Origin of the sequence: Nocardia brasiliensis NBRC 14402, from assembly GCF_000308475.2 — a bacterium.
GTDB classification, from domain to species: Bacteria; Actinomycetota; Actinomycetes; order Mycobacteriales; family Mycobacteriaceae; genus Nocardia; species Nocardia brasiliensis.
The window spans coordinates 1-22,175 of the sequence record NZ_BAFT02000077.1; the positions used below are offsets into that span (position 1 = coordinate 1).

22 protein-coding genes and 3 pseudogenes are annotated in these 22,175 nt (G+C 68.8%); 9 read left to right on the forward strand and 16 right to left on the reverse strand.

Annotated features, from left to right (window positions below):
• Both TY25_RS27645 and TY25_RS27650 read right to left on the reverse strand, forming a co-directional pair.
• A pseudogene (locus tag TY25_RS27645) lies at positions 1 to 201 on the reverse strand (serine protease); the annotation flags it as partial.
• Positions 202 to 263: 62 nt separating this feature from the next.
• A complete protein-coding gene (locus TY25_RS27650; RefSeq protein WP_042260844.1) occupies positions 264 to 956 on the reverse strand; it encodes an SDR family NAD(P)-dependent oxidoreductase in 693 nt (230 codons plus the stop codon).
• Positions 957 to 1,063: 107 nt separating this feature from the next.
• Here TY25_RS27650 and TY25_RS27655 point away from each other — a divergent pair, with 107 nt between their 5' ends.
• A complete protein-coding gene (locus TY25_RS27655; protein WP_042260846.1) occupies positions 1,064 to 1,663 on the forward strand; it encodes a TetR/AcrR family transcriptional regulator in 600 nt (199 codons plus the stop codon).
• A gap of 145 nt (positions 1,664 to 1,808) precedes the next feature.
• Here the strand turns inward: TY25_RS27655 and TY25_RS44505 are convergent, their stop codons facing one another.
• The 8 genes and pseudogenes from TY25_RS44505 to TY25_RS27690 all read right to left on the reverse strand — a co-directional run bounded on the left by TY25_RS44505 (position 1,809) and on the right by TY25_RS27690 (position 10,335).
• Positions 1,809 to 2,372 (reverse strand): pyridoxal-phosphate dependent enzyme, encoded by a 564-nt coding sequence (locus TY25_RS44505; protein ID WP_256656768.1) that lies wholly within the window; start codon positions 2,370 to 2,372, stop codon positions 1,809 to 1,811.
• Between the two features lie 98 nt (positions 2,373 to 2,470).
• A pseudogene (locus TY25_RS44510) lies at positions 2,471 to 2,908 on the reverse strand (hypothetical protein); the annotation flags it as partial.
• Positions 2,808 to 3,434 carry a TetR/AcrR family transcriptional regulator gene (locus tag TY25_RS27665; RefSeq protein ID WP_042260902.1) on the reverse strand — a complete coding sequence of 209 codons (627 nt, stop codon included), beginning with the start codon at positions 3,432 to 3,434 and terminating at the stop codon, positions 2,808 to 2,810. The gene TY25_RS27665 and the pseudogene TY25_RS44510, both read right to left, overlap by 101 nt.
• Before the next feature lie 45 nt (positions 3,435 to 3,479).
• A complete protein-coding gene (locus TY25_RS27670) occupies positions 3,480 to 5,276 on the reverse strand; it encodes an acyl-CoA dehydrogenase (protein WP_042260847.1) in 1,797 nt (598 codons plus the stop codon).
• 76 nt (positions 5,277 to 5,352) lie between these two features.
• A complete protein-coding gene (locus TY25_RS27675; protein WP_042260849.1) occupies positions 5,353 to 6,474 on the reverse strand; it encodes a CaiB/BaiF CoA transferase family protein in 1,122 nt (373 codons plus the stop codon).
• 144 nt (positions 6,475 to 6,618) lie between these two features.
• On the reverse strand, positions 6,619 to 8,454 hold the full coding sequence (cysC, locus tag TY25_RS27680) for an adenylyl-sulfate kinase (protein ID WP_042260851.1): 1,836 nt from the start codon (positions 8,452 to 8,454) through the stop codon (positions 6,619 to 6,621).
• The gene (gene cysD, locus TY25_RS27685; RefSeq protein WP_042260853.1) at positions 8,454 to 9,386 is read right to left on the reverse strand and encodes a sulfate adenylyltransferase subunit CysD; all 933 of its coding nucleotides are present in this window, start codon (positions 9,384 to 9,386) and stop codon (positions 8,454 to 8,456) included. Before cysD ends, cysC begins: the two co-directional genes overlap by 1 nt.
• Positions 9,387 to 9,435: 49 nt before the next feature.
• Positions 9,436 to 10,335 (reverse strand): helix-turn-helix domain-containing protein, encoded by a 900-nt coding sequence (locus TY25_RS27690; RefSeq protein WP_042260856.1) that lies wholly within the window; start codon positions 10,333 to 10,335, stop codon positions 9,436 to 9,438.
• Positions 10,336 to 10,434: 99 nt separating this feature from the next.
• Between TY25_RS27690 and TY25_RS27695 the strand changes: the two genes are divergently transcribed.
• Genes TY25_RS27695 through TY25_RS27705 form a run of 3 tightly spaced genes read left to right on the forward strand, consistent with a single transcriptional unit; the run spans position 10,435 to position 13,584 of the window.
• Complete coding sequence (locus tag TY25_RS27695; protein WP_042260858.1) at positions 10,435 to 11,598, forward strand: hypothetical protein; 1,164 nt, start codon at positions 10,435 to 10,437, stop codon at positions 11,596 to 11,598.
• Positions 11,598 to 12,374: an SDR family oxidoreductase gene (locus TY25_RS27700; protein ID WP_014984279.1), complete on the forward strand. Its 777-nt coding sequence runs from the start codon at positions 11,598 to 11,600 to the stop codon at positions 12,372 to 12,374. The genes TY25_RS27695 and TY25_RS27700 overlap by 1 nt, the downstream gene beginning before the upstream one ends.
• Positions 12,375 to 12,378: 4 nt before the next feature.
• Positions 12,379 to 13,584 carry a sulfotransferase family protein gene (locus tag TY25_RS27705; protein ID WP_042260860.1) on the forward strand — a complete coding sequence of 402 codons (1,206 nt, stop codon included), beginning with the start codon at positions 12,379 to 12,381 and terminating at the stop codon, positions 13,582 to 13,584.
• Between the two features lie 46 nt (positions 13,585 to 13,630).
• On the opposite strand, the gene TY25_RS27710 is transcribed toward TY25_RS27705, so the two are convergent.
• On the reverse strand, positions 13,631 to 14,305 hold the full coding sequence (locus tag TY25_RS27710; RefSeq protein WP_029892355.1) for a PaaI family thioesterase: 675 nt from the start codon (positions 14,303 to 14,305) through the stop codon (positions 13,631 to 13,633).
• Between the two features lie 152 nt (positions 14,306 to 14,457).
• On the opposite strand from TY25_RS27710, the gene TY25_RS27715 reads away from it, so the two are divergent.
• Positions 14,458 to 15,114, forward strand: a complete 657-nt coding sequence (locus TY25_RS27715; RefSeq protein WP_042260862.1) for an HAD family hydrolase — start codon at positions 14,458 to 14,460, stop codon at positions 15,112 to 15,114.
• Positions 15,115 to 15,126: 12 nt separating this feature from the next.
• Here TY25_RS27715 and TY25_RS27720 read toward each other — a convergent pair whose 3' ends face one another.
• The gene (locus TY25_RS27720) at positions 15,127 to 15,735 is read right to left on the reverse strand and encodes a TetR/AcrR family transcriptional regulator (protein ID WP_042260863.1); all 609 of its coding nucleotides are present in this window, start codon (positions 15,733 to 15,735) and stop codon (positions 15,127 to 15,129) included.
• A 21-nt stretch (positions 15,736 to 15,756) separates the two neighbouring features.
• Between TY25_RS27720 and TY25_RS27725 the strand changes: the two genes are divergently transcribed.
• The 3 genes from TY25_RS27725 (at position 15,757) to TY25_RS27735 (ending at position 17,231) form a co-directional block, all read left to right on the forward strand.
• Entirely contained in the window at positions 15,757 to 16,125 is a 369-nt protein-coding gene (locus tag TY25_RS27725; RefSeq protein WP_042260865.1) for a hypothetical protein, read from the forward strand.
• Positions 16,126 to 16,176: 51 nt separating this feature from the next.
• Positions 16,177 to 16,941 (forward strand): alpha/beta fold hydrolase, encoded by a 765-nt coding sequence (locus tag TY25_RS27730; protein ID WP_226887379.1) that lies wholly within the window; start codon positions 16,177 to 16,179, stop codon positions 16,939 to 16,941.
• 95 nt (positions 16,942 to 17,036) lie between these two features.
• Complete coding sequence (locus TY25_RS27735) at positions 17,037 to 17,231, forward strand: hypothetical protein (RefSeq protein WP_147296710.1); 195 nt, start codon at positions 17,037 to 17,039, stop codon at positions 17,229 to 17,231.
• Here TY25_RS27735 and TY25_RS27740 read toward each other — a convergent pair.
• From TY25_RS27740 to TY25_RS27755, 4 genes are all read right to left on the reverse strand, one after another.
• Positions 17,225 to 18,520: an RNA polymerase sigma factor gene (locus TY25_RS27740; RefSeq protein WP_042260871.1), complete on the reverse strand. Its 1,296-nt coding sequence runs from the start codon at positions 18,518 to 18,520 to the stop codon at positions 17,225 to 17,227. The two genes, TY25_RS27735 and TY25_RS27740, sit on opposite strands and share 7 nt — an antisense overlap.
• Before the next feature lie 13 nt (positions 18,521 to 18,533).
• Complete coding sequence (locus tag TY25_RS27745) at positions 18,534 to 18,884, reverse strand: YciI family protein (RefSeq protein ID WP_042260873.1); 351 nt, start codon at positions 18,882 to 18,884, stop codon at positions 18,534 to 18,536.
• Between the two features lie 160 nt (positions 18,885 to 19,044).
• Entirely contained in the window at positions 19,045 to 19,851 is an 807-nt protein-coding gene (locus TY25_RS27750; RefSeq protein WP_042260875.1) for an ABC transporter ATP-binding protein, read from the reverse strand.
• Positions 19,848 to 20,519, reverse strand: coding sequence for a FadR/GntR family transcriptional regulator (locus TY25_RS27755; protein ID WP_042260876.1), 672 nt, complete (start codon positions 20,517 to 20,519; stop codon positions 19,848 to 19,850). Before TY25_RS27755 ends, TY25_RS27750 begins: the two co-directional genes overlap by 4 nt.
• Before the next feature lie 240 nt (positions 20,520 to 20,759).
• Here TY25_RS27755 and TY25_RS27760 point away from each other — a divergent pair.
• Positions 20,760 to 22,085: pseudogene (locus TY25_RS27760) on the forward strand (2-isopropylmalate synthase); the annotation flags it as partial.
• Positions 22,086 to 22,175: the final 90 nt, after the last annotated feature.

Below are 22,175 nucleotides of genomic sequence, written 5' to 3' on the forward strand. Positions count from 1 at the left end.
GCACAGGACGATCAGCAGCCGGGTCGGGCCCGGCGTCAGCTGGGCCAGCGTCGCCGCCGCGACGAACGCACCCGCCACCGCGCCCGCGACGACGCAGAGCACACCGATCACCGCGGCGAGCGCGCCGCGGCGCCAACCGAGCACGGCGGCCAGTCCGGTCGCGGCCAGTACAGCGAGGTCGAGCCAGTTCGGCAGGGGCACGCCTCCACGGTAGCGACTGCCCGCCGGCGCATCGGGGCCGTCGGCTCGTCAGCTGCCCCGCGTCACCAGGGGACGGTCACGCCGTGCCGATCCAGGAATTGCAATCCGGGCGCACCGGCTCGAGCGTCGAGCACGTCCACCACGGCCGGGATGCTTTCCTGCGGGCTGAGCGGCGCGTCGGGTCCGCCGAGTTCGGTGCGATTGTGTCCGGGATCGATGAGCAGCTTCGTGTGCCCGTCGTCGGCGTTGCGGGTGGCGTAGCTGCGCATCAGCTGGTTCAGCGCGGCTTTGCTCGCCTTGTACAGCTCGTAGCCGTCCTCGGTGTTCTGCGAGATGCTGCCCTGCTCGGAGGACATGACCGCGACGGTGCCACCGGGCACGACGAGGTCGCGCAACGCTTCGATCGCGCGCAATGGGCTGAGCGCGTTGGTGATCATCACCTCGGTGAACATCTCGGTGGAAACCGCGCTGATCGGCAGATCGCCGCGGTCGATCGCGGCATTGACGAACAGTAGATCGAGAGGGCAGCCGGCCAGGCGCGCGCGCAGCGCGGCGAGCTGCTCCTGACTGGTCATCTCCACTGTCTCGATCCGCAAGCGCCCCTGCGAGGTCTGCGCGAGCGCCGCCAGTTCGCCGCCGGTGCTGCGGGTGGTGGCGACCACCCGGCGGCCGCGGCGGACGAGTTCGCCGGCGAGGACGAGGCCCAGGCCGCGGGCGGCGCCGAGGACGAGGGCGTGCGGGGTGGTGTCGGACATGGGTTACTCCTTGGCAATAAAGCAATTTGTCTAGACTGGACGTTGCGTCTAGCCAGTAGCAGGCGGAGCGAGTCTGCACATCCGAGCGGGCCGATAGGGTGTCGGGCATGCCCGACGCGAAATCGCCGATCCGCAGGGTGCGCTCCGGCAACCAGCGCGACGAAGCCGCGCGCCTGGCCGTGCTGCACGCCGCCGACGATCTGCTCGTCGAACACGGCTTCGCGGCGCTGACCGTCGAGGCCATCGCGCGCCGGGCGGGCGTCGCCAAGCAGACGATCTATCGCTGGTGGCCGTCCAAGGTCGAGATCCTGCTCGACACGCTCCTCGAGGACAGTGCCAAGCACTGTCCGGTGCCGGTGGAAAAGCCGACGGCCGCGGGCATTCGGGCGTATCTGCGCGATTTCGCGCGTTTCGTCGCCCGCGATCCGGCGGGCAAGGTGCTGCTCGCGCTCCTCGCTCAGGCCCAGCACGATCCGGGCACGGCCGAGCGAGTTCAGGCGCGTTATCTGGGTCCGCGCCGGGCCGCCGAGCGTGACCTGCTCGCCCGCGCCGTCGAGGCTGGGGAGATCGCGCCCGTGCTCGGCCCGGACGCGGTGCTCGACGCCCTCATCGGGCCGCTCGTCTATCGCGCCATGACCGGCGCTGGTATTCCGCGCCAGCTGGTGGACACCCTCGTCGAGAGCCTGCTCGCACCGGTCGCGAAATGATCGGCTTACCCTGCTTGCGTAGATCTGAAGGCGGACAGCCCGATTCCGTGGCGACCGGTGCGATCCGCGGTAACGCGGTGGGCTGCGTCAGCGCCCGGAGCCAGCGTTGCGGTGAAGGCGATGAACACGATTCGAATGCGGCGGATCATCGAGGGCCGTAGGTATTGAGGAACAGCACCGGCCCGGTCCCGAACTCGCCCGCGGTGTCCAGATGCAGCAGGGCGGCCAAGGCCTTGGCGGTGTAGACCGGCTCGAGCCGGAGCCCGTCGTGCGCGGCGCGGCTCGCGGCCGCCGCCGCGGCGGGGGTGGGGTGACCGTAGCCGGGGCCGAGCCAGTCCGTCGTCATCGTCACGTCGGCAGGCCGCAGCCCGGTCGGCGCGAATCGCGCTCCGCGTGAACGCAAAAGGCGCTCGGCCCGCCGGGCCAGACCGACGATGTGCGCGGCGTCGAGCGGTAGCGAGTCGTTGACGACGACGCCGACCACCCGCGTGCGCAATCCGGCGAGCCGCAGCCCGAGCGCCAGTCCCGCTGCGGTGCCTCCGGATCCGACCGCCGTCACGATATGGCTGGGTTCGGCGAGGATCCCGGCGTCGATCTGGGCGGCGAGTTCGAGCGCGCCTTCGACGTAGCCGAGCGCCCCGATCGGGGACGAGCCGCCCACCGGCAAGAAGTACGGTCGCTTGCGGCCGAGCGCATGTCGCAGATACAACCACGGCGCCCGGAGCAGGGTCTGTCGTTTGGTGTGTGTGTGAAATGCAGTGTCGCACCGGAATTCGCCAAACGCTCGAGTTGCGCCCGGACGTGCTCGTCCACCGGCTGGTCGACGAGTGCGAGCACGGTGCCGACGCCGTGGGCGCGGCCGTAGAGTGCGGTGGCCAGGCCCCAGTTGGTACCGGTGCCGCCGACGGTGAGAATAGTGCGCGCGCCGCGCCGATGGGCTTCGGGCAGCAGCCATTCCAGTTTGCGGACCTTGTTGCCGCCCCATCCGCCGTCGCCGTAGGCGCCGTCGTCCTTGCACCACAGCCGAACTCCGGTGCCGACGTCGAAGGGCCGGATCGGGGTCGGGGCGGTACCGAGGCGCAAATACGGCAGGGTGTCGGCTAACTCTGGGAAGCGCTGGTGCAGTAAAGAATTCGTGGGCACGTCAGCGATCCGTACGCGGTCTGGTGATCGCCTCCGGGATGCCGAGCAGCGCGGCCTGCACCTCGTGCAGGCGATCGACGTCGCCGCTGATGCCCGCCACATTGTCGTTGTAGAGGAAGGCCTCGCCGAGCCGCACCAGCGCGTAGGCCAGCAGATCCGGTTCGAGCGGCGGGCGGTAGTCGTCCTCGCGTTCGGCGCGCGCGATCAGTTCGCGCACCGTCGCAACCACCAGCGGCTGCACCGGTCCGTCGCTCGCGGTGAGAATGCGCAACCCGGCCAGCGGCTCGTTCTCGAAATACCGCCGGAACGGCTCGTTGTCGGTCATCCAGCGGTTCACCCGATACAGCACATCGAGGATGCGCCGCGCCCCGGCCGAACGCCTGCGCGCGTCGGCCCGGGTGAGCAGCGCCTCGAACTCGCCCGCGAGCACCGTGCCGAGCACGCCCTCGCGGGAACCGAACCAGCGGTAGATCGAGGCGCGGCTCAGCCCGAGTTGCGCGGCGATCGCCTGAATGTCGACCCGCTCGCCGGCCAGGAACGCGCGGCGGGCGAGATCGATGACCTCCGCCCTGGTCGCGGACGCCGGTCGTCCGGGCGGGCGGGTGGTCCGCTGGCTGGAGGAGGTCATCGGAATATGGTACATCCTTCCATTTGTGTACCTAACCGGTTGTGCTCAGAACCAGGCGTCGCGCATGTCCAGCGTGGTGGTGTCGAGCCGGGCGAGCAGATCCAGCGCCGGTCCGGTCTTGGGCAGCTCGAAACGGTAGAAGAACCGGGCCGCGTGCCGCTTGCCGTCGTAGAAGTCGCCGGTGTGCGCGCCGGCGGCCAGCAGTTGCTCCAACCAGATCCAGGCCAGCACGATGTGGCCGAACGCCTCGAGATAGACCGAGCTGTTGGCCAGCGCGGCCTCGAAATCGCCCGAGGCGAACAGGCCCGCGGTCACCTCGACCAGCCGCTGCCACGCCGAATCCAATTGCGCGGCAAGCTCGGCCGCCTCGCCGCCGACGGCCTGCGCCGCCGTGACCGTGGCCTGCACCCGGCCGCCGAGCGCGAGCAGGCTGGCGCCGCCCTGCTGAGTGACCTTGCGCCCCAGCAGATCCAAGCCCTGGATGCCGTGGGTGCCCTCGTGGATCGGATTCAGCCGGTTGTCCCGGTAGTGCTGCTCGACGTTGTATTCGCGGGTGTAGCCGTAACCGCCGAGCACCTGGATCGCGAGGTTGTTCGCCTCCAGGCACCACTGCGACGGCCAGCTCTTCGCGATCGGGGTGAGGATGTCGAGCAGCAGGGTGAGCGCCTGGCGCTCCTCGTCGGAATCGGCGGTGCGCTGTTCGTCGACCAGTCGCGCGCAGTAAAGCACGAGGCCCAGCGCGCCTTCGGTATACGCCTTCTGTGCCAGCAGCATTCGTTTGACGTCGGCGTGCTCGACGATCGGCCGCTGCGGGGCGGTGGGGTCGGCGGGCAGCTTCGCACGGCCCTGGGCGCGGGTGCGCGCGTAGTCCAGCGACTCCAGGTATCCGGTGTAGCCGAGCGCCGTCGCGACCAGGCCGACGCCGATCCGCGCCTCGTTCATCATGTGGAACATGTAGCTCAGACCGCGGTGCGGCTCGCCGACCAAGTAGCCGATCGCGCCGGGTGCACCCGCGGGCGTCCACTTGCCCTCGCCGAAGTTGAGCACGGTGTTGACGGTGCCGCGGAAACCCATCTTGTGGTTGAGTCCGGCGAGCGCCACATCGTTGCGTTCGCCGAGCGCGCCGTCTTCGCCGACCAGGAAGCGCGGCACGACGAACAGCGAGATGCCCTTCGTGCCCGCCGGGCCGCCGGGGATCTTCGCGAGCACCAGGTGCACGATGTTCTCGCCGAGCTCGTGGTCGCCGCCGGAGATCCACATCTTGGTGCCGAACAGCCGATAGGTGCCGTCCTCGCGCGGCTCGGCGCGGGTCACGATATCGGCCAGCGAGGACCCGGCCTGCGGTTCGGACAGGCACATCGTGCCGAAGAACCGGCCCTCCAGCATCGGCCGCACGAATCGTTCGGCGAGCGCGGGGCCGGCGTGGGCGAGCAGCAGATTGGCGTTGGCGACGGTGAGGAACGAGTAGCCCGCGGTGCCGGGGTTGGCCGCCTGGAACCACGCGTAGCTCGCCTGCGCGACGGTCACCGGCAGCTGCCCGCCGCCGAATTCGTAATCCATTGCCACGGCGGGCAATCCGGCTTTGGCGAAGGCGTCGAGCGCCACGCCGACCTCGGGGATGAGGGTGACGCGCTCGCCGTCGAAGGTCGGCTCGTGCGCGTCGTTGAGCTTGTTGTGCGGCGCGAAGTACTTGGTCGCCAGCTGCTCGCTCAGGTCCAGCACCGCATCGAAGGTCTCGCGCGAATGATCCGCGTACCGCCCGCGTTTGGTCAGCTCCTCGACATGCAGCCACTCGTACAGCAGGAAGTCGAGATCGCGCCGGGAAAGCAGCGTAGACCGCATCACCCATCCTTTCGAGACATGTGCAATCTACTGTATCTTACGGTGCGGCCTGGTCCGCTTACCGGAAATCGTAGCCTCAGGTGCTGAGGCGATCCAGCTCGTCGGTGGGAACACCCCAGCCGGACAGCAGCTTTCGCACCTGCTGCGGGTCGGCGGAGAGCGGCGCCGGGGCATTGGTGGGCGTGCGGTCGAAGCGTGGTGCGGGCGCGGGTTGCCGGACGCCGTTCACCGTGATGAAGGCGTTACGGGCCACGTTGTGCGGGTGCTCGTGGGCTTCCCAGGGGCTGAGCACGGGGGCCACGCAGGCGTCGGAACCGGTGAACAGCTCGGTCCACTCGTCGCGGGTGCGCTCCTTGAACTTGGCGCCGAGTACCTCTTTGAGCTGCGGCCAGCCGTTCTTGTCCAGCTGGAACGGCAGTTCGGGATCGTCGATGCCGAGGATCGCGAGCATCTGGTTGTAGAACGGGATCTCGACGCAGCCGACCGCGAGGTACTCCCCGTCGGCGCATTCGTAGGTGTCGTAGAACGGCGCGCCGCCGTCGAGCATGTTCTCCCCGCGCGGAAAGTTCCAGAGCCCGAGGTGGTGCAGGCCGTGCATGGACGCGGTGAACAGCGCGGCGCCGTCGACCATGGCCGCATCGATCACCTGGCCCCGGCCGGAGCGCTCCCGTTCATACAGCGCGCCGAGCACGCCGAGCGCGAGTAGCAGACCGCCGCCCGCGTAGTCGCCGAGCATGTTCGCGGGCGGTACCGGCGCCTCGCCCGCGCGCCCGACCAGTCCGAGCGCGCCGGAGACGGCGATGTAGTCGATATCGTGGCCCGCGGTGCGCGCCAGCGGACCCTCCTGGCCCCAACCGGTCATCCGGCCGTAGATCAGGCGCGGGTTGCGCGCGGCCAGCTCGGCGGGGCCGATGCCGAGGCGCTCGGTGACGCCCGGACGGAACCCTTCGATCAGCACGTCCGCGTGTTCGGCCAGCGCGAGCAGCGTGTCCCGATCGTCGGGGTTCTTGAGATCGAGAGTGATGCTGTGCTTGCCGCGGTCCAGCGGACCCTCCGGCGAGACGATGCCCTCGCCGGGTTTGCCGCCGCGGTCCACCCGCAGCACCTCCGCGCCGAGATCGGCCAGGATCATCGCCCCGAACGGACCCGGTGCGAGGCTGGCGATCTCGATGACTTTGACTCCGTGCAGTGGTCCCATGTCTCCGCTCTCTGTCGTCCTCGACGCGGGCATGCGGCCACGGCCGAACCCCCGCCCGTCCGGTCGGTGCCCCGACCGTAGGTCGGACTCGGCACGCGGCCAATGACCGTCGCGCTCGAGTAACCGTGACCGCAGCGCTCACACTCAGTCCAGACGCGACAACCGCGCGAGGATGGTGGCCGCCATGGCGGCGGGGTCACCGTGGTCCGGGCGCAGCACGAGTTCGGCGTCGGTGGGCGCCTCGTACGGATCGTCGATACCGGTGAAGCCGCTGATCTCGCCTGCACGGGCCTTGGCGTACATGCCTTTCGGGTCACGGGCTTCGCAGACCTCCAGCGGCGTATCGACGAAGACCTCGACGAACGGTATGCCCGCCGCGAGGTGCGCGGCACGGACCCGGTCGCGGTCGGCGCGGTACGGACTGATCAGCGAGACCACCGCCACCACACCGGCGTCGGCGAACAGCCGGGCGACTTCGCCGACGCGGCGGACGTTCTCGACCCGGTCGGCGGCGCTGAAGCCGAGATCGACGTTCAGCCCGTGACGCAGGTTGTCCCCGTCGAGCAGGAAGGCGGGGCGTCCCGCGGCGACCAGGCGACGTTCGAGTTCCACTGCGACAGTGGACTTTCCGGAACCGGACAGGCCGGTCAGCCAGACCGTCAGGCCCCGCGTCGCGCGCTCGTCCCGGCCGACCGCGGTCGAATGCCAGACGACCCGCGACGACGGCAGGGTCGGACCGGTGATCATGCCCGCGGCGACGGTGTTGTTGGTGGTGTCGTCGACCAGGATGAAGCTGCCGGTGAACCGATTGCGCCGATACGGGTCGAACAGCAGCGGTTGCCGGGTGCGCAGCTGGACTCGGCCTATCTCGTTGAGCGATAACGATTCCGGGCTCTCGTCGCGGTGCAGCGTATTCACATCGAGCCGGTAGTCGAGGCTGCGCACCTCGGCGGTGGCGGTGCGGGTGGTGTGCCGGATGGTGTAGGTCGCGCCGGGGGAGAGCTGACTGTCGTCGGCGAACCAGCACACCATCGCGTCGAGGTCGCGCCCCGCGATCGGCCGGTTGTTCGGACGGCAGATCATGTCACCGCGCGAGACATCGATCTCGTCGGCGAGCTGGATCGTGACCGCCTGCGGCGGAAACGCTTCCGCGACGGGCGTGCCGCCCGGCCCCCAGATCGCGGCCACGGTGCTCGTCAATCCCGAAGGCAGCACTGCCACTTCGTCGCCGGGCTTGAAGACACCGCCCGCGACCGTGCCCGCGTAACCGCGGAAATCCTGGGCGTGCCTGCGGGTCACGTACTGCACCGGGAAGCGCGCGTCGATGAGGTTGCGGTCGGAGGCGATGTGCACCTCCTCGAGGTGGTGCAGCAGGGGCGTGCCCTCGTACCACGGCATGCTCGCGCCGCGGTGCACGATGTTCTCGCCGTGCAGCGCGGACATCGGTACGAAGGTCAGGTCGGAGACGTCCAATTTCGAGGCGAACTGGGCGAATTCGGTGCGGATCTCCTCGAACCGGGCCTGCGACCAGTCCACCAGGTCCATCTTGTTGACGCAGAGCACCAGGTGCGGAATGCCGAGCAGGCCGGCCAGGAAGGCGTGCCTGCGGGTCTGCTCGACCACCCCCTTGCGCGCGTCGACCAGGATCAGCGCGAGATCGGCGGTGGACGCCCCGGTCACCATGTTCCTGGTGTACTGGATGTGGCCGGGGGTGTCGGCGATGATGAATTTCCGTCGGGGCGTGGCGAAATAGCGGTGCGCCACGTCGATGGTGATGCCCTGTTCCCGTTCCGCGCGCAGCCCGTCGGTGAGCAGCGCGAGGTTCGGGTAGTCGTCGCCGCGGTCGCGGCTGGTGCGCTCGACGGCGGCGAGCTGGTCGGTGAAGATCGTCTTGGAGTCGAACAACAGCCGGCCGATGAGGGTGGACTTGCCGTCGTCGACGCTGCCCGCGGTGGCGAGGCGCAGCAGGGTGGCGGTCATCAGAAGTAGCCCTCTCGTTTGCGATCTTCCATGCCCGCTTCGGAGATCCGGTCGTCGGCGCGGGTGGCGCCGCGCTCGGTGACCCGGGCGGCGGCCACCTCGGTGACCACCTCGGCGGGGGTGGCCGCGCTGGATTCGACGCAGCCGGTGCAGGTGGCGTCGCCGACCGTGCGGAACCGCACCGTGGTCTCGAAAGGCTGCTCACCGTCCAGTAGTTGCAGGAACCTGGTGTGCGCCAGCAGCATTCCGTCGCGCTGCACCACCGGCCTGCGGTGCGCGTAGTAGAGCGGCGGCAGGTCGATGCCCTCCGCGGCGATATAGGTCCAGATGTCGAGCTCGGTCCAGTTCGACAGCGGGAACACTCGAATATGTTCGCCCGCACGGTGTTTGCCGTTGTAGAGGTTCCACAGCTCGGGTCGCTGACTGCGCGGGTCCCACTGGCCGTATTCGTCGCGGAAGCTGAACACGCGCTCCTTGGCGCGCGCCTTCTCCTCGTCGCGGCGCGCGCCGCCGAAGACGGCGTCGAAGCCGCCCTCCTTGATCGAGCGCAACAGCGTCGCGGTCTGCAATCGGTTGCGCGAGGCGCGCGGGCCGGTCTCCTCGGTGACCCGGCCCGCGTCGATATCGTCCTGCACCCGGCCGACGACGAGGCGCAACCCCAGCCGCGTGACCGTCTCGTCGCGGTAGGCGATCACCTCGTCGAAATTGTGCCCGGTGTCGATGTGCAGCACCGGGAACGGCAGCGGCGCGGGCCAGAAGGCCTTCGCCGCGAGGTGCAGCATCACCACCGAGTCCTTGCCGCCGGAGAACAGCAGCACCGGTCGCTCGAAGGTCGCCGCTACTTCTCGGAAAATGTGTGCCGACTCGGCCTCGAGCGCGTCCAGATGAGGCAGCTCGTAGGTGCTCGCCGTCGACTTCGCGTACTGGCTCACATCGCAAAACTAGAACACGTTTCGGTTATTGGCAATGGGTGCGTAGGCGTCAACCGTGCGATGCCGGTCGGGCGGACGGCTGCCGGCCACCCGAGGCGGCCGTGACGGCGTCCGCGGCGGCGATGAGAGCCGTTCCGCGCCTGTCGATTTCGGCACCCGTGATGGACTTACCAACGTACATCGTGAGCACCATGTTCTGCCTGCCGTCGCCGCCGTAGGTCGGGGCGGCGAGCAGGCTCACCGGATGCTCCTTGCGCGGTCGCAGATCGGTGCCCAGGTACACCCGCTCGCCCAGGCTGGTCACCAGCTCGCCCACCAATTCCCGCAGTTCATCGGGTAGATCGCGAGCCGCGAACCCAGCCAGCAAGGAATACAGCCTGCGGCCCGCAGCGGTCAGGCTCTCCACCAGGTAGCCGCGCTCGCGGCACTCGGCGACCACCTGGCGCAATCGTGCCTCGTCCTGCTGTAGCGGCACGGTCGGCGGTTGGGTCAGCCACGCGTCGAACGCCGCGTCGGTATCCCACAGCACGTACATCAGCCCGACGGGTGGCGCGAAATGGTAGGCGGCGCCGACCTTGACCATCCCGGGACCGGTGCTCTCCAGCACCATGATCCGGTCGCCGACCACGGCCGATGCGGTGCAGGTCGTGCGGTATTCGGCGGTGAGCCGTTCCAGTTCCGTCCGGGCCAGCGCGGAGATCGCGAAGCTGTCCTGCGCGACCCGGCCGGCGGCGATGAGCGCGGGGCCGAGGCCGTAGGTCCGGGCATCGGCATCGCGCACCAGGTAGCCGCCCGCGGTGAGCTCGGTGAGAATGCCGAGGCAGGTGGGTTTCGCCAGGTCGAGCGTGCGGGCGAGTTCGGACAGGCCGAAGCGCTTGCCGCGCTGTTCGACGAAGAAATCCAGCACCTGCACCACGCGCACCGTCGGTGCGGATCTACGGCCGACCATTGACCACTCCTAGAACACGTTCTAATCTCAGCTGAGAGGAAATGTACCAGAGCGGTACATATTTGGAACACCACAGCGTGTGATTCAACGGAGAGCCTTTTGCTGACACAGCCGTTCGCGGACGCCATCGCCGCCGCCGAGCAGATCATCACCGGAGCCGCGCACATCCGGACCGAGCAGGACCTCGTCGAGGGCTACGACTACCTGGCGGGCAGCATTCGCGCGGCCCTGCAGATGGCCTGGGCCTACGAGCGGGACTTCCCGTTCTTCGTCCAGTCCACCGGGCCGTACACGAAAATGGGTCTGGACAATCCGGACACGCTCTACTTCCACTCCTACCTGCGCCCGGACGCCGAGTACGTGGTCACCGGAAAGCGCGGCACCACAAGGGATCTGAGCTTTCAGGTGCTGAACGGGAACTATTCCCCGGTGGACGTGCCGGACAGCCTCACCGCCTTCGACGACCGGGCGCTCGAGGTGGCGCCGGACGGGTCCTACGAACTGCGGCTCGGCCCCGGTCCCGCGCGTCCCGGCTACGTCCACCTTGCGGCGGACTCCGCCATGCTGGTGATCCGTGAGGTCTACAGCGACTGGGGCAACGAGCGCCCGGGCACCGTGCGGATCGCCCGGGTCGACGGCATCGGCGACGCCCCGCCGCCGCTGACCAGAGATCTGCTGACCAAACGCTACGGCGTGGCGGGGAAGATGCTGATCTCGCGCCTGCAGACCTTCCTCGCCTTCCCCGAATGGTTCTATCTGAACCTGCCGGTGAACACGATGACCGAACCGCGTTCCACGCCGGGCGGTCTCACCACCCAGTTCTCCTCGGCCGGGCACTACGAGTTGAGCGACGAACAGGCGATGATCATCACGGTGCCGAAATCCGATGCGCCGTATCAGGGTTTCCAGCTCGGCAGCATGTGGTACCTGTCGCTGGACTACATCAACCACCAGACCAGCCTCACCGCCGACCAGGCGCGGGTGGACCCGGACGGCATGATCCGCCTCGTGGTCAGCGAGCGGGATCCCGGGCTGGCCAACTGGATCGAACGCACCGGGCACGACCGTGGCTACCTCCAATTCCGGTGGCAGCGGCTGTCCCGGGAGATGAAGCCGGAGGACGGCCCGACGGTGGAGGTGGTCCCGGTCGCCGAACTGGGACAACGGCTTCCGTTCTATGACCAGGCGCGCGTCACGCCGGACGAATGGCGCGCACGAATCGCGGCCCGGCAGGCCGCGGTCGCGGAAAGGATGCTCGGCTGATGTTGTTGCAGGACAAAGTTGTCGTCGTTTCCGGTATCGGTCCCGGGCTCGGCCGTTCCATCGCGGTGCAGAGCGCGAAGGCCGGCGCCGACGTGGTGCTCGCGTCCCGGACCGAATCGCGGCTCACCGAGGTGGCCAAGGAGATCACCGAGCTCGGCAGGCGCGCGGTCGTGGTGCCCACCGACATCAACGACGAGGCGGCCGCGATCAATCTGGTCGAGACGGCACAGAGCGCGTTCGGCCGGGTGGACACGCTGGTGAACAACGCCTTCGCCATTCCGCCGATCGCCGACCTCGCCGAGGTCGACCTGGACCAGGTGCGCGCCGGCTTCGAGACGAATGTGCTTGCGGCACTGCGCTTGACGCGACTGTTCGTGCCTGCGCTGGCCGAGTCGAAGGGCTCGGTGGTGATGATCAACTCGGCGGTGCTGCGGCATTCGCGGCGCACCTTCGGCCCCTACAAGATGGCCAAGGCGAGCCTGCTCGCGCTGGCCCAGAGCCTGGCCACCGAGCTCGGCCCGCGCGGCATCCGGGTGAATACCATCGCCCCGGGCTATATCTGGGCCGACAACCTGAAGTGGTACTTCAACTATCTCGCCGAGCAGCGCGGCATCACCGCCGACGAGGTTTATGCCGAGACGGCGAAGACGATCGACCTGCGCAAGCTGCCCGAGCCCGACGAGATCGCCGACGCGGTCGTGTTCTTCGCCTCGGCGATGGCGCGGGCGATCACCGGTGCGTGCCTGGACGTCAACGGCGGCGAGTACCACCACTAGCCGGATGCGCGGCAACACAGACTCGTGGCGATACAGAGGAGATGAAGTGATCGGTAGGGACGACGTCGGCACCATCGACGATCTGCACGCCTCGGCGACCAAGGTCGTCGGGCTGGACGATTTCGGTGCCGACGACTACCGCGCGGGACTCGAGGTTCTGCTGGCGTCCTACGCCAAGGACGCGGAGCTGACCCCGTTCGGCAACAAGGTGAATCGCGCGTTCCTGCGCGGGGCGCTGATCGCCCGGCTGCTCAGCGAGTCGGCGTGGCAACGCTTTCCCGAACACGCCGAGGTCGCCATCGAGCGTCCGGTCTTCGTGACCGGTCTGCCGCGGTCGGGGACGACGGCCGTGCACCGGCTGCTCAACGCCGATCCGGCGCATCAGGGCCTGGAGATGTGGCTGACCGAAATGCCGCAGCCGCGCCCGCCCCGGGACACCTGGGCGAGCAACCCGGTCTATCAGCGGATCGAGGCGGCCTTCGAGAAGCACCACGTCGAACACCCGGAATTCATGGGGGTGCACCATATTTCGGCCGAACAGGTGGAGGAGTGCTGGCAGCTGCTGCGGCAGTCGGCGATGTCGGTGTCCTACGAGTGCCTGGGCTATCTGCCGACCTACTCGGAATGGCTGCGTGAGCAGGACTGGACCCCGGCTTACCGCAGGCACCGCCGCAACCTGCAGTTGATCGGGCTGCCGGATGCCGGACGGCGCTGGGTGCTGAAGAACCCGAGCCACCTGTTCGCCCTCGACGCCATCTTCGAGGTGTATCCGGACGCGCTGATCATTCAGATGCACCGCGATCCGCGCACCATCATCGCCTCGGTGTGCAGTCTCAACGAACAGGCCTCGGCCGGGTGGTCGGACAAGTTCCGCGGTCCGGTGGTGGGCGCCGCGCAGCTCGATCTCTGGGCCCGCGGGGCCGACCGTTTCCTGGCGGATCGTCAGCGGCACAACGCCGCTCAGTTCTGCGATGTGTACTACGACGATTTCGTCGCGGACCCGATCGGCACGGTCGCCGGAATCTACCGGCATTTCGACCTGCCGCTGACCGCGCAGGCCACCGCGGCGATGACCGCGCTGCACGCCGAAAGTACCTCCGGCGCAGCACGTCCGGTGCATCGGTACACGCTCGAGGATTTCGGCCTGACGGCCGAACAGGTCGACGCCCGGTTCGCCGATTACCGGGCCGAACATTTCCCGAAGGCCTGAATCCAGCACGCCGCCACCGTCTTCCGGGACGGTGGCGGCGGTGTTGCTACGGCTGACCGGGCTTCAACACGATGAACAGGCCGTGCGCCTCGGCGCAGAGGCGTTCACCGTCGTGCAGCGTGGCGCGGACGTAGACCTTGCGCCCCTCTTGCCGCTCGGCCCAGGCGTGCACCTGCAGTTCGGTGTTCAGCGGCGTGATCGAGCGGTAGTCGATGGTCAGCGACGCCGTGCGGGTCACCGCGCGGGCGTGCACCGCGGCGGCCATGCCGAGCAGGTCGTCGAAGCTGAGTGCGATGTGGCCGCCGTGTGCGGCACTGTTGCCGCCCAGGTGGAAGGTCCGGAACGTGACGCGCGCGTCCACGCCGTCCTTACCCGCGTGATCGATGACGTAGGGCGGCAGCGTGATGTTGCCGCGGGCGGGCAGATCGTGGCGGGTCCAGTTCGGCGTGGACCACTCGTCCACCCGGGCCGCGTCGAGCTTGTCGTTGAGTTCCTTGAGCAGGCCGATCGTCTCCACCGCGAGTTCGTCGGACGGGCAGGCCAGACGCACGCGGTCCATCAACCCGCGCACCTGTTCGACGAACTCCCCGTAGTGCGGTCCGCCGCGCTCGATATCGGCGCCCTGCTCTTCGCGCGCGTTGATCAGCTCGGTCATCGGCCGGAACGCGCCCTCGTGATGCTCTTTGCTCGGCAGCGAGGCACCGGCCTGCTCTTCGTTCATAAGGAACACGTTATAGGTTGCCGTCGGAATGCTCGCGCCGCAGGTGCTCGGCGGGTTGCGTGGCCTAGGCTGGTCCGCGGTGGACGGCGCCGGCCGGGACAGGCCGGTCGCCCGGCGGGTGGATCGGTCCGGCGGCGAAAGGCTAAGGGTAGATGGGTATTACGGCGGTTGTCTTCGACATGGACGGCGTGCTGATCGACTCCGAGCCGGTGTGGGAGCAGGTGCGCCGCGCCTACGTCGCGGACAAGGGCGGGCGATGGCTGCCCGATACCCAGCAGCGGCTGATGGGGATGAGCACCCGGGAATGGTCGGAATACCTCAGTGCCGATCTCGGCGTCGGCGAATCGCCGGAGACCGTGGCGCGCGACGTCATCGACCAGATGGTGGCGCACTACGACCGTGCGGTGCCGCTGCTGCCCGGCGCGATCGACGCCGTGCAGCGGATGAGCGAGCAGTGGCCGCTCGGCGTGGCTAGCTCGTCCCCGCGGTCTCTGATCGACGTGGTGCTGGGGCGCACCGGACTGATCGAGTTCTTCACGGGCACCCTGTCCACCGAAGAGGTCGACCGCGGCAAACCCGCTCCCGATGTCTACCTGGCGGTGGCCGGCCTGCTCCGGCAGCGTCCGGCCGACTGTGCGGCGGTGGAGGATTCGAGCAACGGCATGCGCTCCGCCCACGCCGCGGGCCTGCGGGTGATCGCCGCGCCGCGCCCCGAATACCCACCGGCCGACGATGCGCTCGCCCTGGCCGCGCACGTGATCGATGACCTCTCCCAGCTGACGCCCGAGCTGGTCGGCGGCGCGGCGTAGCCGTGCGCGGGCTCAGTCCGAGGACGGCCCGGGTAACGGTGTGGTGAGCAACGTCCGAGCGGCCGCGGGCAGGTCGGTGTCCAGCCAGTCCGGCAACTCGGGATTGTGTGCGTGCCGACGCAGGGCGGCGTAGGGGAGATCGACCACGGCGCGGCTGACCGCGTCTATCTCGCGGTGGCCCGCCCGGCCGAAGGCGCCGGTGGCGATGCGCCGCAGGTGGTCGAGCAACGGCGCGTTCATCTCGGCCAGCCGAGCGCGGAATTCCTCGTCGGGGCCGCCGTCCAGCAGATCGCTGGGGCGCAGGTTGAGCAGAAGCTTTGCGTCATCGGGTAATTCGCGACCGAAGTCGAGTGCGGCGCGCACCATGGCGACGCCCGCCTCGACCGGATCGGAGTGCTCCGCGGCGGTGAGCACACCGGTTTGGAAGCGCGTGAGCGCCCGCAGCCACGCCGCGGTGAGCACGCCGTTGCGGTTGCCGAAGCGGTGGTACAGCGTGCCGACCGGCGCACCGCTGGCGTCGGCGATCGCGGCCACGCTGGCGGCGCGCGGCCCGTCGGCGAGGACGAGGGCGCGGGCTGCGTCGAGGATCACGTCGGTGTCGTGCTTGCGGGGCGGAGCCATCTACTAGTACGTTCCTTCTATATGGAGCGTTTATCCTATATTGACGAGCATGCCAGATCGATCGACGCGAACCGCGACCGGGTCTGGCAGGCACTACTGAAAGTAGTCTGCAAAGACCCGGCGGACGCGGCGACGGTCCCCGCCGGTTTCGTGCTCGACGGCGCCGAGGCCCCGAGCAAGCTGGCCCTGAGCGGACAGCACTGGTTCTCCCGCTACGCCCTGATCTTCGAACTCGACGAGCAGGACGCGAACCGCACCCGAATCCGCGCCAAATCCCTGGCGAATTTCCCTGGGCTGCACGGCAAGATCTACCGCGCCCTGGTGATCGGCAGCGGCGGCCACCGTCTGGTGATGCGTCAGCTGCTTCGCCGCATCGAGGCGGCGGTATGACCTCGCGCACCGCCCGAAAACGTGTCACGCCCATCGAGGATGATCGTCGGCATGGCGAAAGATGTTCAGCTCGGCGAGGTTCGGGCCTGGTATGACGTGACCGGCGATGGTGAGCCGGTGTTGCTGCTGCACGGCGGGTTCGTGGATTCGCGATCGTTCGATGCGGCGGTTGCTGTTCTCGCCGAACAGTTCCGGGTGTTCCGGACCGATCGGCGCGGGCACGGCCGGACCCCCGATGTGGCCGGGCCGATCTCGTATGACCTGATGGCCCAGGACACCATCGCGTTCCTGGACGCGGTGATCGGCGGTCCTGTCCACTTGGTCGGTTACAGCGACGGCGCGGTCGTCGCGCTGCTGGTCGCGCTGCGCAGGCCGGATCTCGTCCGCAAACTTGTGTCGATCAGCGGCAACTTCCACCACCACGGCCTGCTGCCCGGTGTGCTCGACGGCTTCGCGCACGAAGAACCCATGCAGCGCTTGGCCGCTCGCTACGGCGAGGTCTCCCCGGACGGCGTGGACCATTTCCCGGTCGTCGCCGAAAAGCTGTTCCGGATGGCCAACGCCGAGCCCACGCTGACGGTCGAGGACCTCGGTGGGATCGCCGCACGCACCCTCGTCATCGCCGCCGACGACGACGCGATGAGCCTGGAGCACACGATCGCCCTCTACCGGGCGATCCCCGAGTCCGAACTGGCGATCGTGCCCGGCACGTCGCATCTGCTGATCGTCGAGAAGCCCGCCGAGGTCTACCGCCTCGTCGGCAACTTCCTCGCCACCGACGCGACACCTACCTGGCAGCCCATTCGGCGCGCATGAACAAGTGTGCTGCATGTGGCGCGGCGATAGCAGAAAGCCGCAGGGCCTTGCTGTCGCGCGACATTTGGGCAAACTGTGGGCGAACGATGGTCACGGTGGTCGCCGAACCGGTCATGCTGATCGGTATGGACTTCATGAAACCGGCGGAGGAGCTGTTGGCGCAGGTCGCCGCCCGCTTCGGCTCCGCGGAAGCGTTCCTGGAGAAACTGGCGCAAGCCCACGCCGCCCGCCGCGACGACGACACCATCGAACTACCCCGCATCATCGGCGGCTTGCCCAACGGTTACTGATCGCCGCTGTCGCGCCGGTCGTCGGACGCGCACTCGGCGGCGCGGGCGCGCAGGAGTGATTGTTCGGCGCGGTTGGCGGTGAGGCCTGCGGCGCGGGTGAATTCGGCGTGGGCTTCGGCTCGACGGCCCAGTTGGGCGAGCAGGTCGCCGCGGACAGCGCTGCGCAGGTGGTAGGCGTCGAGGGCGCCCACGGCGACGAGGGCGTCCACCAGGTCGAGGGCGGCGGCGGGGCCGTGCACCTTGCCGACGGCGACGGCGCGGTTCAGTTCGACGATGGGGGACGGGAAGCGTTCGGCCAGAACGGCATACAGTCCGGCGACGCGCCGCCAGTCGGTCTCCTCCGGTATGGGCGCCATGGCGTGTACCGCGGCGATCGCCGCCTGCAAGGCGTAGCGGCCCGGCGGCAGTCCGCGCTCCCGCGCGACCGTATTCGCTCGGCCGAGTGCCGCGTAACCGCGCCGGATCAGCAGCCGGTCCCAGCGCGACCGATCCTGATCGGCCAGCAGCACAACGTCTTTCGCCGGGCCCGTGCGCGCCGGTAGCCGGGAGCCTTGCAATTCGAGCAGTGCGACCAACCCGTGTGTCTCGGGTTCACCCGGCAGCAGCTCGGCCAGCATGCGCGCCAAACGCAATGCGTCCTGGCACAATTCGACGCGCACCCAATCCTCGCCCGCGGTCGCCGCATACCCCTCGTTGAAGATCAGATAGACCACCGCGAGGACCGAATCGAGCCGGTCGGCGAGTTCGTCGGCCCCGGGCACCTCGTACGGCAGGGCGCGTGCCGCGATGGTGCGTTTGGCCCGGACGATGCGCTGGGCCACCGTCGATTCGGGTACCACGAAGGCGCGCGCGATCTCTCCGGTGGTCAACCCGCCCAGCAATCGCAAGGTCAACGCCACGCGACCCTGCTCCGGCACCACCGGATGACAGGCCGTGAACATCATGCGCAGCAGGTCGTCCTCGACGGCTTCGGCCTGTTCGATCGGCTCCGGCGCACTCAGCAGATCGTGGCCGAGCAGGGCCAGCTTGCGGGCGAAGGTCTGGTTGCGCCGGATCCGGTCTATCGCGCGGTGTTTCGCGGTGAGCATCAGCCAGCCGCCCGGGTTCGGCGGCACCCCGTCGCGCGGCCACTGTTCCAGCGCGGCGACCAGCGCGTCCTGTGCCAGCTCCTCGGCGACGTCGATATCGCCGACCACGCGGGTGAGCCCCGCGACCAGCCGAGGCCACTCCATCCGCCACACCGTTTCCACGGCGCGACGGGCCTGCTCCGGCGACCGGTCGGGGCTCATCCGCGGTGCTCGCTCAGCCCTGCTCCGCGATCTGCCGGAGCTCGACCTCGATCTCCCATTCCGGCCCGTGTGCGCCAAGGAACCGCGAGGTCCATTCCACCGCTTCGTCTTTCGACTTGGTCTGCAGGATGCAGTACCCGCCGACGATCTCCTTGGTCTCGGTGAACGGTCCGTCGAGCACCGTCTGCTTGCCGCCGGCCTGGGTGATCCGGGTGGCCTCGGCGATCGGATGCAGGCCGTTGGTGTCGAGCAGCACGCCCGCCTTGGTCATCTCCTCGATCACCTTGCCGACCTGCTCCATCAACGCCTCGTCCGGTTCGGGCGAGGCGCTCGGGTCGAGACGGATCAACATCATGTAGCGCATAGCGCGTCCTTTGCTCGTCGTCGTCAGGATCGGCCGACCCTCACCTCACTGCATCGAACGGCCACCCCCCGAATCGACACCTCCCCGAAAATTCTTCCGCAAACATCCCCCGAAGTCAGCTCGGCCGGACAGCGTGCACCCCCCGACTGCGGTCGAGGAGTCAGCTGGGCCAGTCGGGGCCGGCGTGGGCGGCGCGGGCGGTCCAGCGGCCGTCGTAGCGGACCTCGACCGGATGGGCGAAGGCGGCGGTGACAGTCTCGGTGGTGAGGGTCTGGGTGGCCGGGCCCGCGGCGACGGTGTGGCCGTCGGCGATGAGCATGGCGTGCGTGGTGCTGGTGGGGAGTTCTTCGAGGTGGTGGGTGACCAGGATCGAGGCGACGTCGGGGTGCGTGTCGCCCAGCGTGTCGAGGGTTTCCAGGAGCTGTTCGCGCGCGGCGAGATCCAGGCCGGTGGACGGTTCGTCGAACAGCAGCAACCGAGGTTCGGCGATGAGCGCGCGGGCGATCAGGGTGCGTCCGCGTTCCCCTTGGGACAGCGTCGGCCAGATCTCGTCGGCCTTCCCGGTGAGTCCCACGGTGTGGATCATCGCCTCAGCGCGAGCCAGCTGCTCCGGGGTCGGCGTCCAGCGCATCGGGGTGTCGATGGTCGCGGTTAGGCCGGTGAGCACCACCTCGCGGATGGTCAGCGGGTACTGCAGCGGATGGCGCGGATTCACATGGCCGATCGAATGGCGCAGTCGCTGGAGTTCGACGCGGCCGAGCTGCTGACCGAGCACCCGCACGGTGCCCGTCGTCGGAAAGGTGACGGCACCGCAGAAGCCGAGCAGAGTGCTCTTGCCCGCGCCGTTCGGGCCGAGCAGCGCCCAGTGCTCGCCCGCGTGCACGGTCATCGAGATGCCGTTGATGATCTTCTTGCCCTCGCGGCGGAAGGTCACGTCGGTCAGTTCGAGCACCGGCGCATCGGTCACTGGAAGGCCTCCTTCAGGCTCGTCAGATGGGTGCGGCTGAATTCCGCTGCCGCCGTGGCATTTCGGGCGACGATCGCCTCGACCAGCTGTTCGTGCGCCGCGTGGTCGGCGGGCTCGGACGGGACGGGCCGGATGGTCAGCATGTCGATCATCGCGAGCCGCAGCCGGGGGAGGAAGGTGTCGAACAGCTGGACGAGCACCTCGTTGTGCGCGGCGACGAGCACGGCGCGGTGGAAGGCCATGTCCGCGTCCACGTGCTCGGCGACCGGCTCCCCGTGCGCCGCCCGCGCGGCCAGCGTAGTGCGCAGAATGCGCAGGTCGGCCCGGGTCCGGCGGTGCGCGGCCAGCGCGGCGGCCTCGGCCTCGATGGCGATGCGCGCCTCGATGACCGAGGCGATGGTGGCCCGGCGCAGCACGATGTCCCAGTCCTGTTTCGCGTCCAGCGCCGTGACGAACACCCCGGCCCCTTGACGGCTGTCGAGCACGCCTTTGCCGGCCAGCTCGCGGATCGCTTCACGCAGCGTCGAACGGCCGACACCGAGCTGCGCGGCCAGGGTGGTTTCCCCTGGAAGCCGGTGTCCCAGTGGCCATTCGCCCGCTTTGATCCGGGTCAGCAGCAGCTCGGCCGCTTGGGCGGCGAGCGGGTGCCTGCGTACCTGCGAGACCATCGCAACCTCTCTACTTGTCTGAGGAGTTGTGTATAGTCTACCCATCATGCGCACCATGCTTCTGCTTAGCCGCCACGGCGGGGCCTGACCGACCGGCCCCCCGCCGTGGGGCTCTGTCGTGGCCGGTCACCTCGTTCGTGACGGCCGTCCGGCCAGAAAGCAGACCGCATCATGATCAACACCCCGCAGGGTGCCGTACCGGAATCCGCCCCCGCCTGGAATCGGCAGCGGCACTCGCAGATGCCGTTCCACCGTTACCGTGACGTCTACGATCGCGTGGAAGTGCCCCACACCCAGCGTGCTTGGCCCGCGGCGCGGATCACCGCGGCGCCGCTGTGGGTGCCGGTGGACCTGCGCGACGGCAACCAGGCGCTGGCCGAACCGATGGATCCGGCGCGCAAGCGCCGCTTCTTCGAACTGCTGGTCGCCATGGGCTACAAGGAGATCGAGGTCGGCTACCCGTCCGCCTCGCGGGCCGATTTCGATTTCGTCCGGCTGCTCGCCGAGTCCGACCTGGTGCCCGACGACGTGACCGTCGTCGTATTCACCCCCGCCCGAAGGGATTTGATCGAGCGCACCGTCGAGTCCGTCCGCCGCCTGCGCGATGTCGTGATCCACATGTACACCGCGACCGCGCCCGCCTGGCGAAACACGGTGCTGGGCAAGGATCGTGCCGCGTTGCGCGAGCTGATCCTGGCCGGTGGGCGGGACGTCCTGGAATTCGCGGCCGACCTGCCGCACGTCCGGTTCCAGTTCTCGCCCGAGGTGTTCAACCTGACCGAACCCGACTATGTGCTGGACCTGTGCGATCGGATGACCACGCTGTGGGATGCCACCCCGCAGCGGCCGGTGACCCTGAATCTGCCTGCGACAGTGGAGGTCGCGACCCCCAACGTGTACGCGGACCAGATCGAATACATGCATCGCCACCTGGCCCGCCGGGACAGCGTCATCCTGTCCGTGCATCCGCACAACGACCGCGGCACCGGCGTCGCCGCCGCCGAACTCGCGGTGCTGGCCGGCGCGCAACGCGTGGAGGGCTGTGTCTTCGGCAACGGCGAACGCACCGGCAACGTCGATCTCGCCACGCTGGCGCTGAATCTGTATGCACAGGGCGTCGATCCGATGATCGACTTCTCCGATATCGGCGAAATCCGGGCGACCGTCGAACACTGCACGCGCATGCGGGTGCCCGAACGCCACCCGTACGTGGGCGAACTGGTGCACACCGCGTTCTCCGGCACCCATCAGGACGCGATCAAGAAGGGCATGGCGGCGCATCAGGCGCGCGCGGAGCAGGCGGGAATCCCGGAGCGCGAAGCGGATTGGCAGGTGCCGTACCTGCCGATCGATCCGGCCGATCTCGGCCGCAGCTACGAGGCCGTGATCCGGGTCAACTCGCAGTCGGGCAAGGGCGGTATCGCGTATCTGTTGCAGACCGAATACGGTATCGACCTGCCGCGGCACCGGCAGATCGAGTTCGCCCGGCATGTGCAGGCGCACGTCGACGCGACCGGCGCGGAGATCACCGCGGCGCAACTGCGCGAGCTGTTCGAGGCGGTGTACCCGGCCACGCGGACGCGGTGACGGTAACCGCATCTTCGGGCAAAGCGCCCGGCGGCCGCGGTCGTCCGTGCGAAGGTAATCGGCGTGGCG

What these genes read in the sequence shown, in the direction of transcription:
- TY25_RS27705 (WP_042260860.1), top strand. Translation starts at nt 12,379, where the DNA reads ATGCGCGGCAACACAGACTCGTGGCGATACAGAGGAGATGAAGTGATC.
- TY25_RS27745 (WP_042260873.1), bottom strand. Translation starts at nt 18,884, where the DNA reads ATGCGCTACATGATGTTGATCCGTCTCGACCCGAGCGCCTCGCCCGAA.
- TY25_RS27650 (WP_042260844.1), bottom strand. Translation starts at nt 956, where the DNA reads ATGTCCGACACCACCCCGCACGCCCTCGTCCTCGGCGCCGCCCGCGGC.
- TY25_RS27730 (WP_226887379.1), top strand. Translation starts at nt 16,177, where the DNA reads ATGGCGAAAGATGTTCAGCTCGGCGAGGTTCGGGCCTGGTATGACGTG.
- TY25_RS27670 (WP_042260847.1), bottom strand. Translation starts at nt 5,276, where the DNA reads ATGCGGTCTACGCTGCTTTCCCGGCGCGATCTCGACTTCCTGCTGTAC.
- TY25_RS27655 (WP_042260846.1), top strand. Translation starts at nt 1,064, where the DNA reads ATGCCCGACGCGAAATCGCCGATCCGCAGGGTGCGCTCCGGCAACCAG.
- TY25_RS27690 (WP_042260856.1), bottom strand. Translation starts at nt 10,335, where the DNA reads ATGGTCGGCCGTAGATCCGCACCGACGGTGCGCGTGGTGCAGGTGCTG.
- TY25_RS27710 (WP_029892355.1), bottom strand. Translation starts at nt 14,305, where the DNA reads ATGAACGAAGAGCAGGCCGGTGCCTCGCTGCCGAGCAAAGAGCATCAC.
- TY25_RS27755 (WP_042260876.1), bottom strand. Translation starts at nt 20,519, where the DNA reads ATGGTCTCGCAGGTACGCAGGCACCCGCTCGCCGCCCAAGCGGCCGAG.
- cysC (WP_042260851.1), bottom strand. Translation starts at nt 8,454, where the DNA reads ATGACCGCCACCCTGCTGCGCCTCGCCACCGCGGGCAGCGTCGACGAC.
- TY25_RS27665 (WP_042260902.1), bottom strand. Translation starts at nt 3,434, where the DNA reads ATGACCTCCTCCAGCCAGCGGACCACCCGCCCGCCCGGACGACCGGCG.
- TY25_RS27725 (WP_042260865.1), top strand. Translation starts at nt 15,757, where the DNA reads ATGGAGCGTTTATCCTATATTGACGAGCATGCCAGATCGATCGACGCG.
- TY25_RS27720 (WP_042260863.1), bottom strand. Translation starts at nt 15,735, where the DNA reads ATGGCTCCGCCCCGCAAGCACGACACCGACGTGATCCTCGACGCAGCC.
- TY25_RS27740 (WP_042260871.1), bottom strand. Translation starts at nt 18,520, where the DNA reads ATGAGCCCCGACCGGTCGCCGGAGCAGGCCCGTCGCGCCGTGGAAACG.
- TY25_RS27715 (WP_042260862.1), top strand. Translation starts at nt 14,458, where the DNA reads ATGGGTATTACGGCGGTTGTCTTCGACATGGACGGCGTGCTGATCGAC.
- TY25_RS27700 (WP_014984279.1), top strand. Translation starts at nt 11,598, where the DNA reads ATGTTGTTGCAGGACAAAGTTGTCGTCGTTTCCGGTATCGGTCCCGGG.
- TY25_RS27675 (WP_042260849.1), bottom strand. Translation starts at nt 6,474, where the DNA reads ATGGGACCACTGCACGGAGTCAAAGTCATCGAGATCGCCAGCCTCGCA.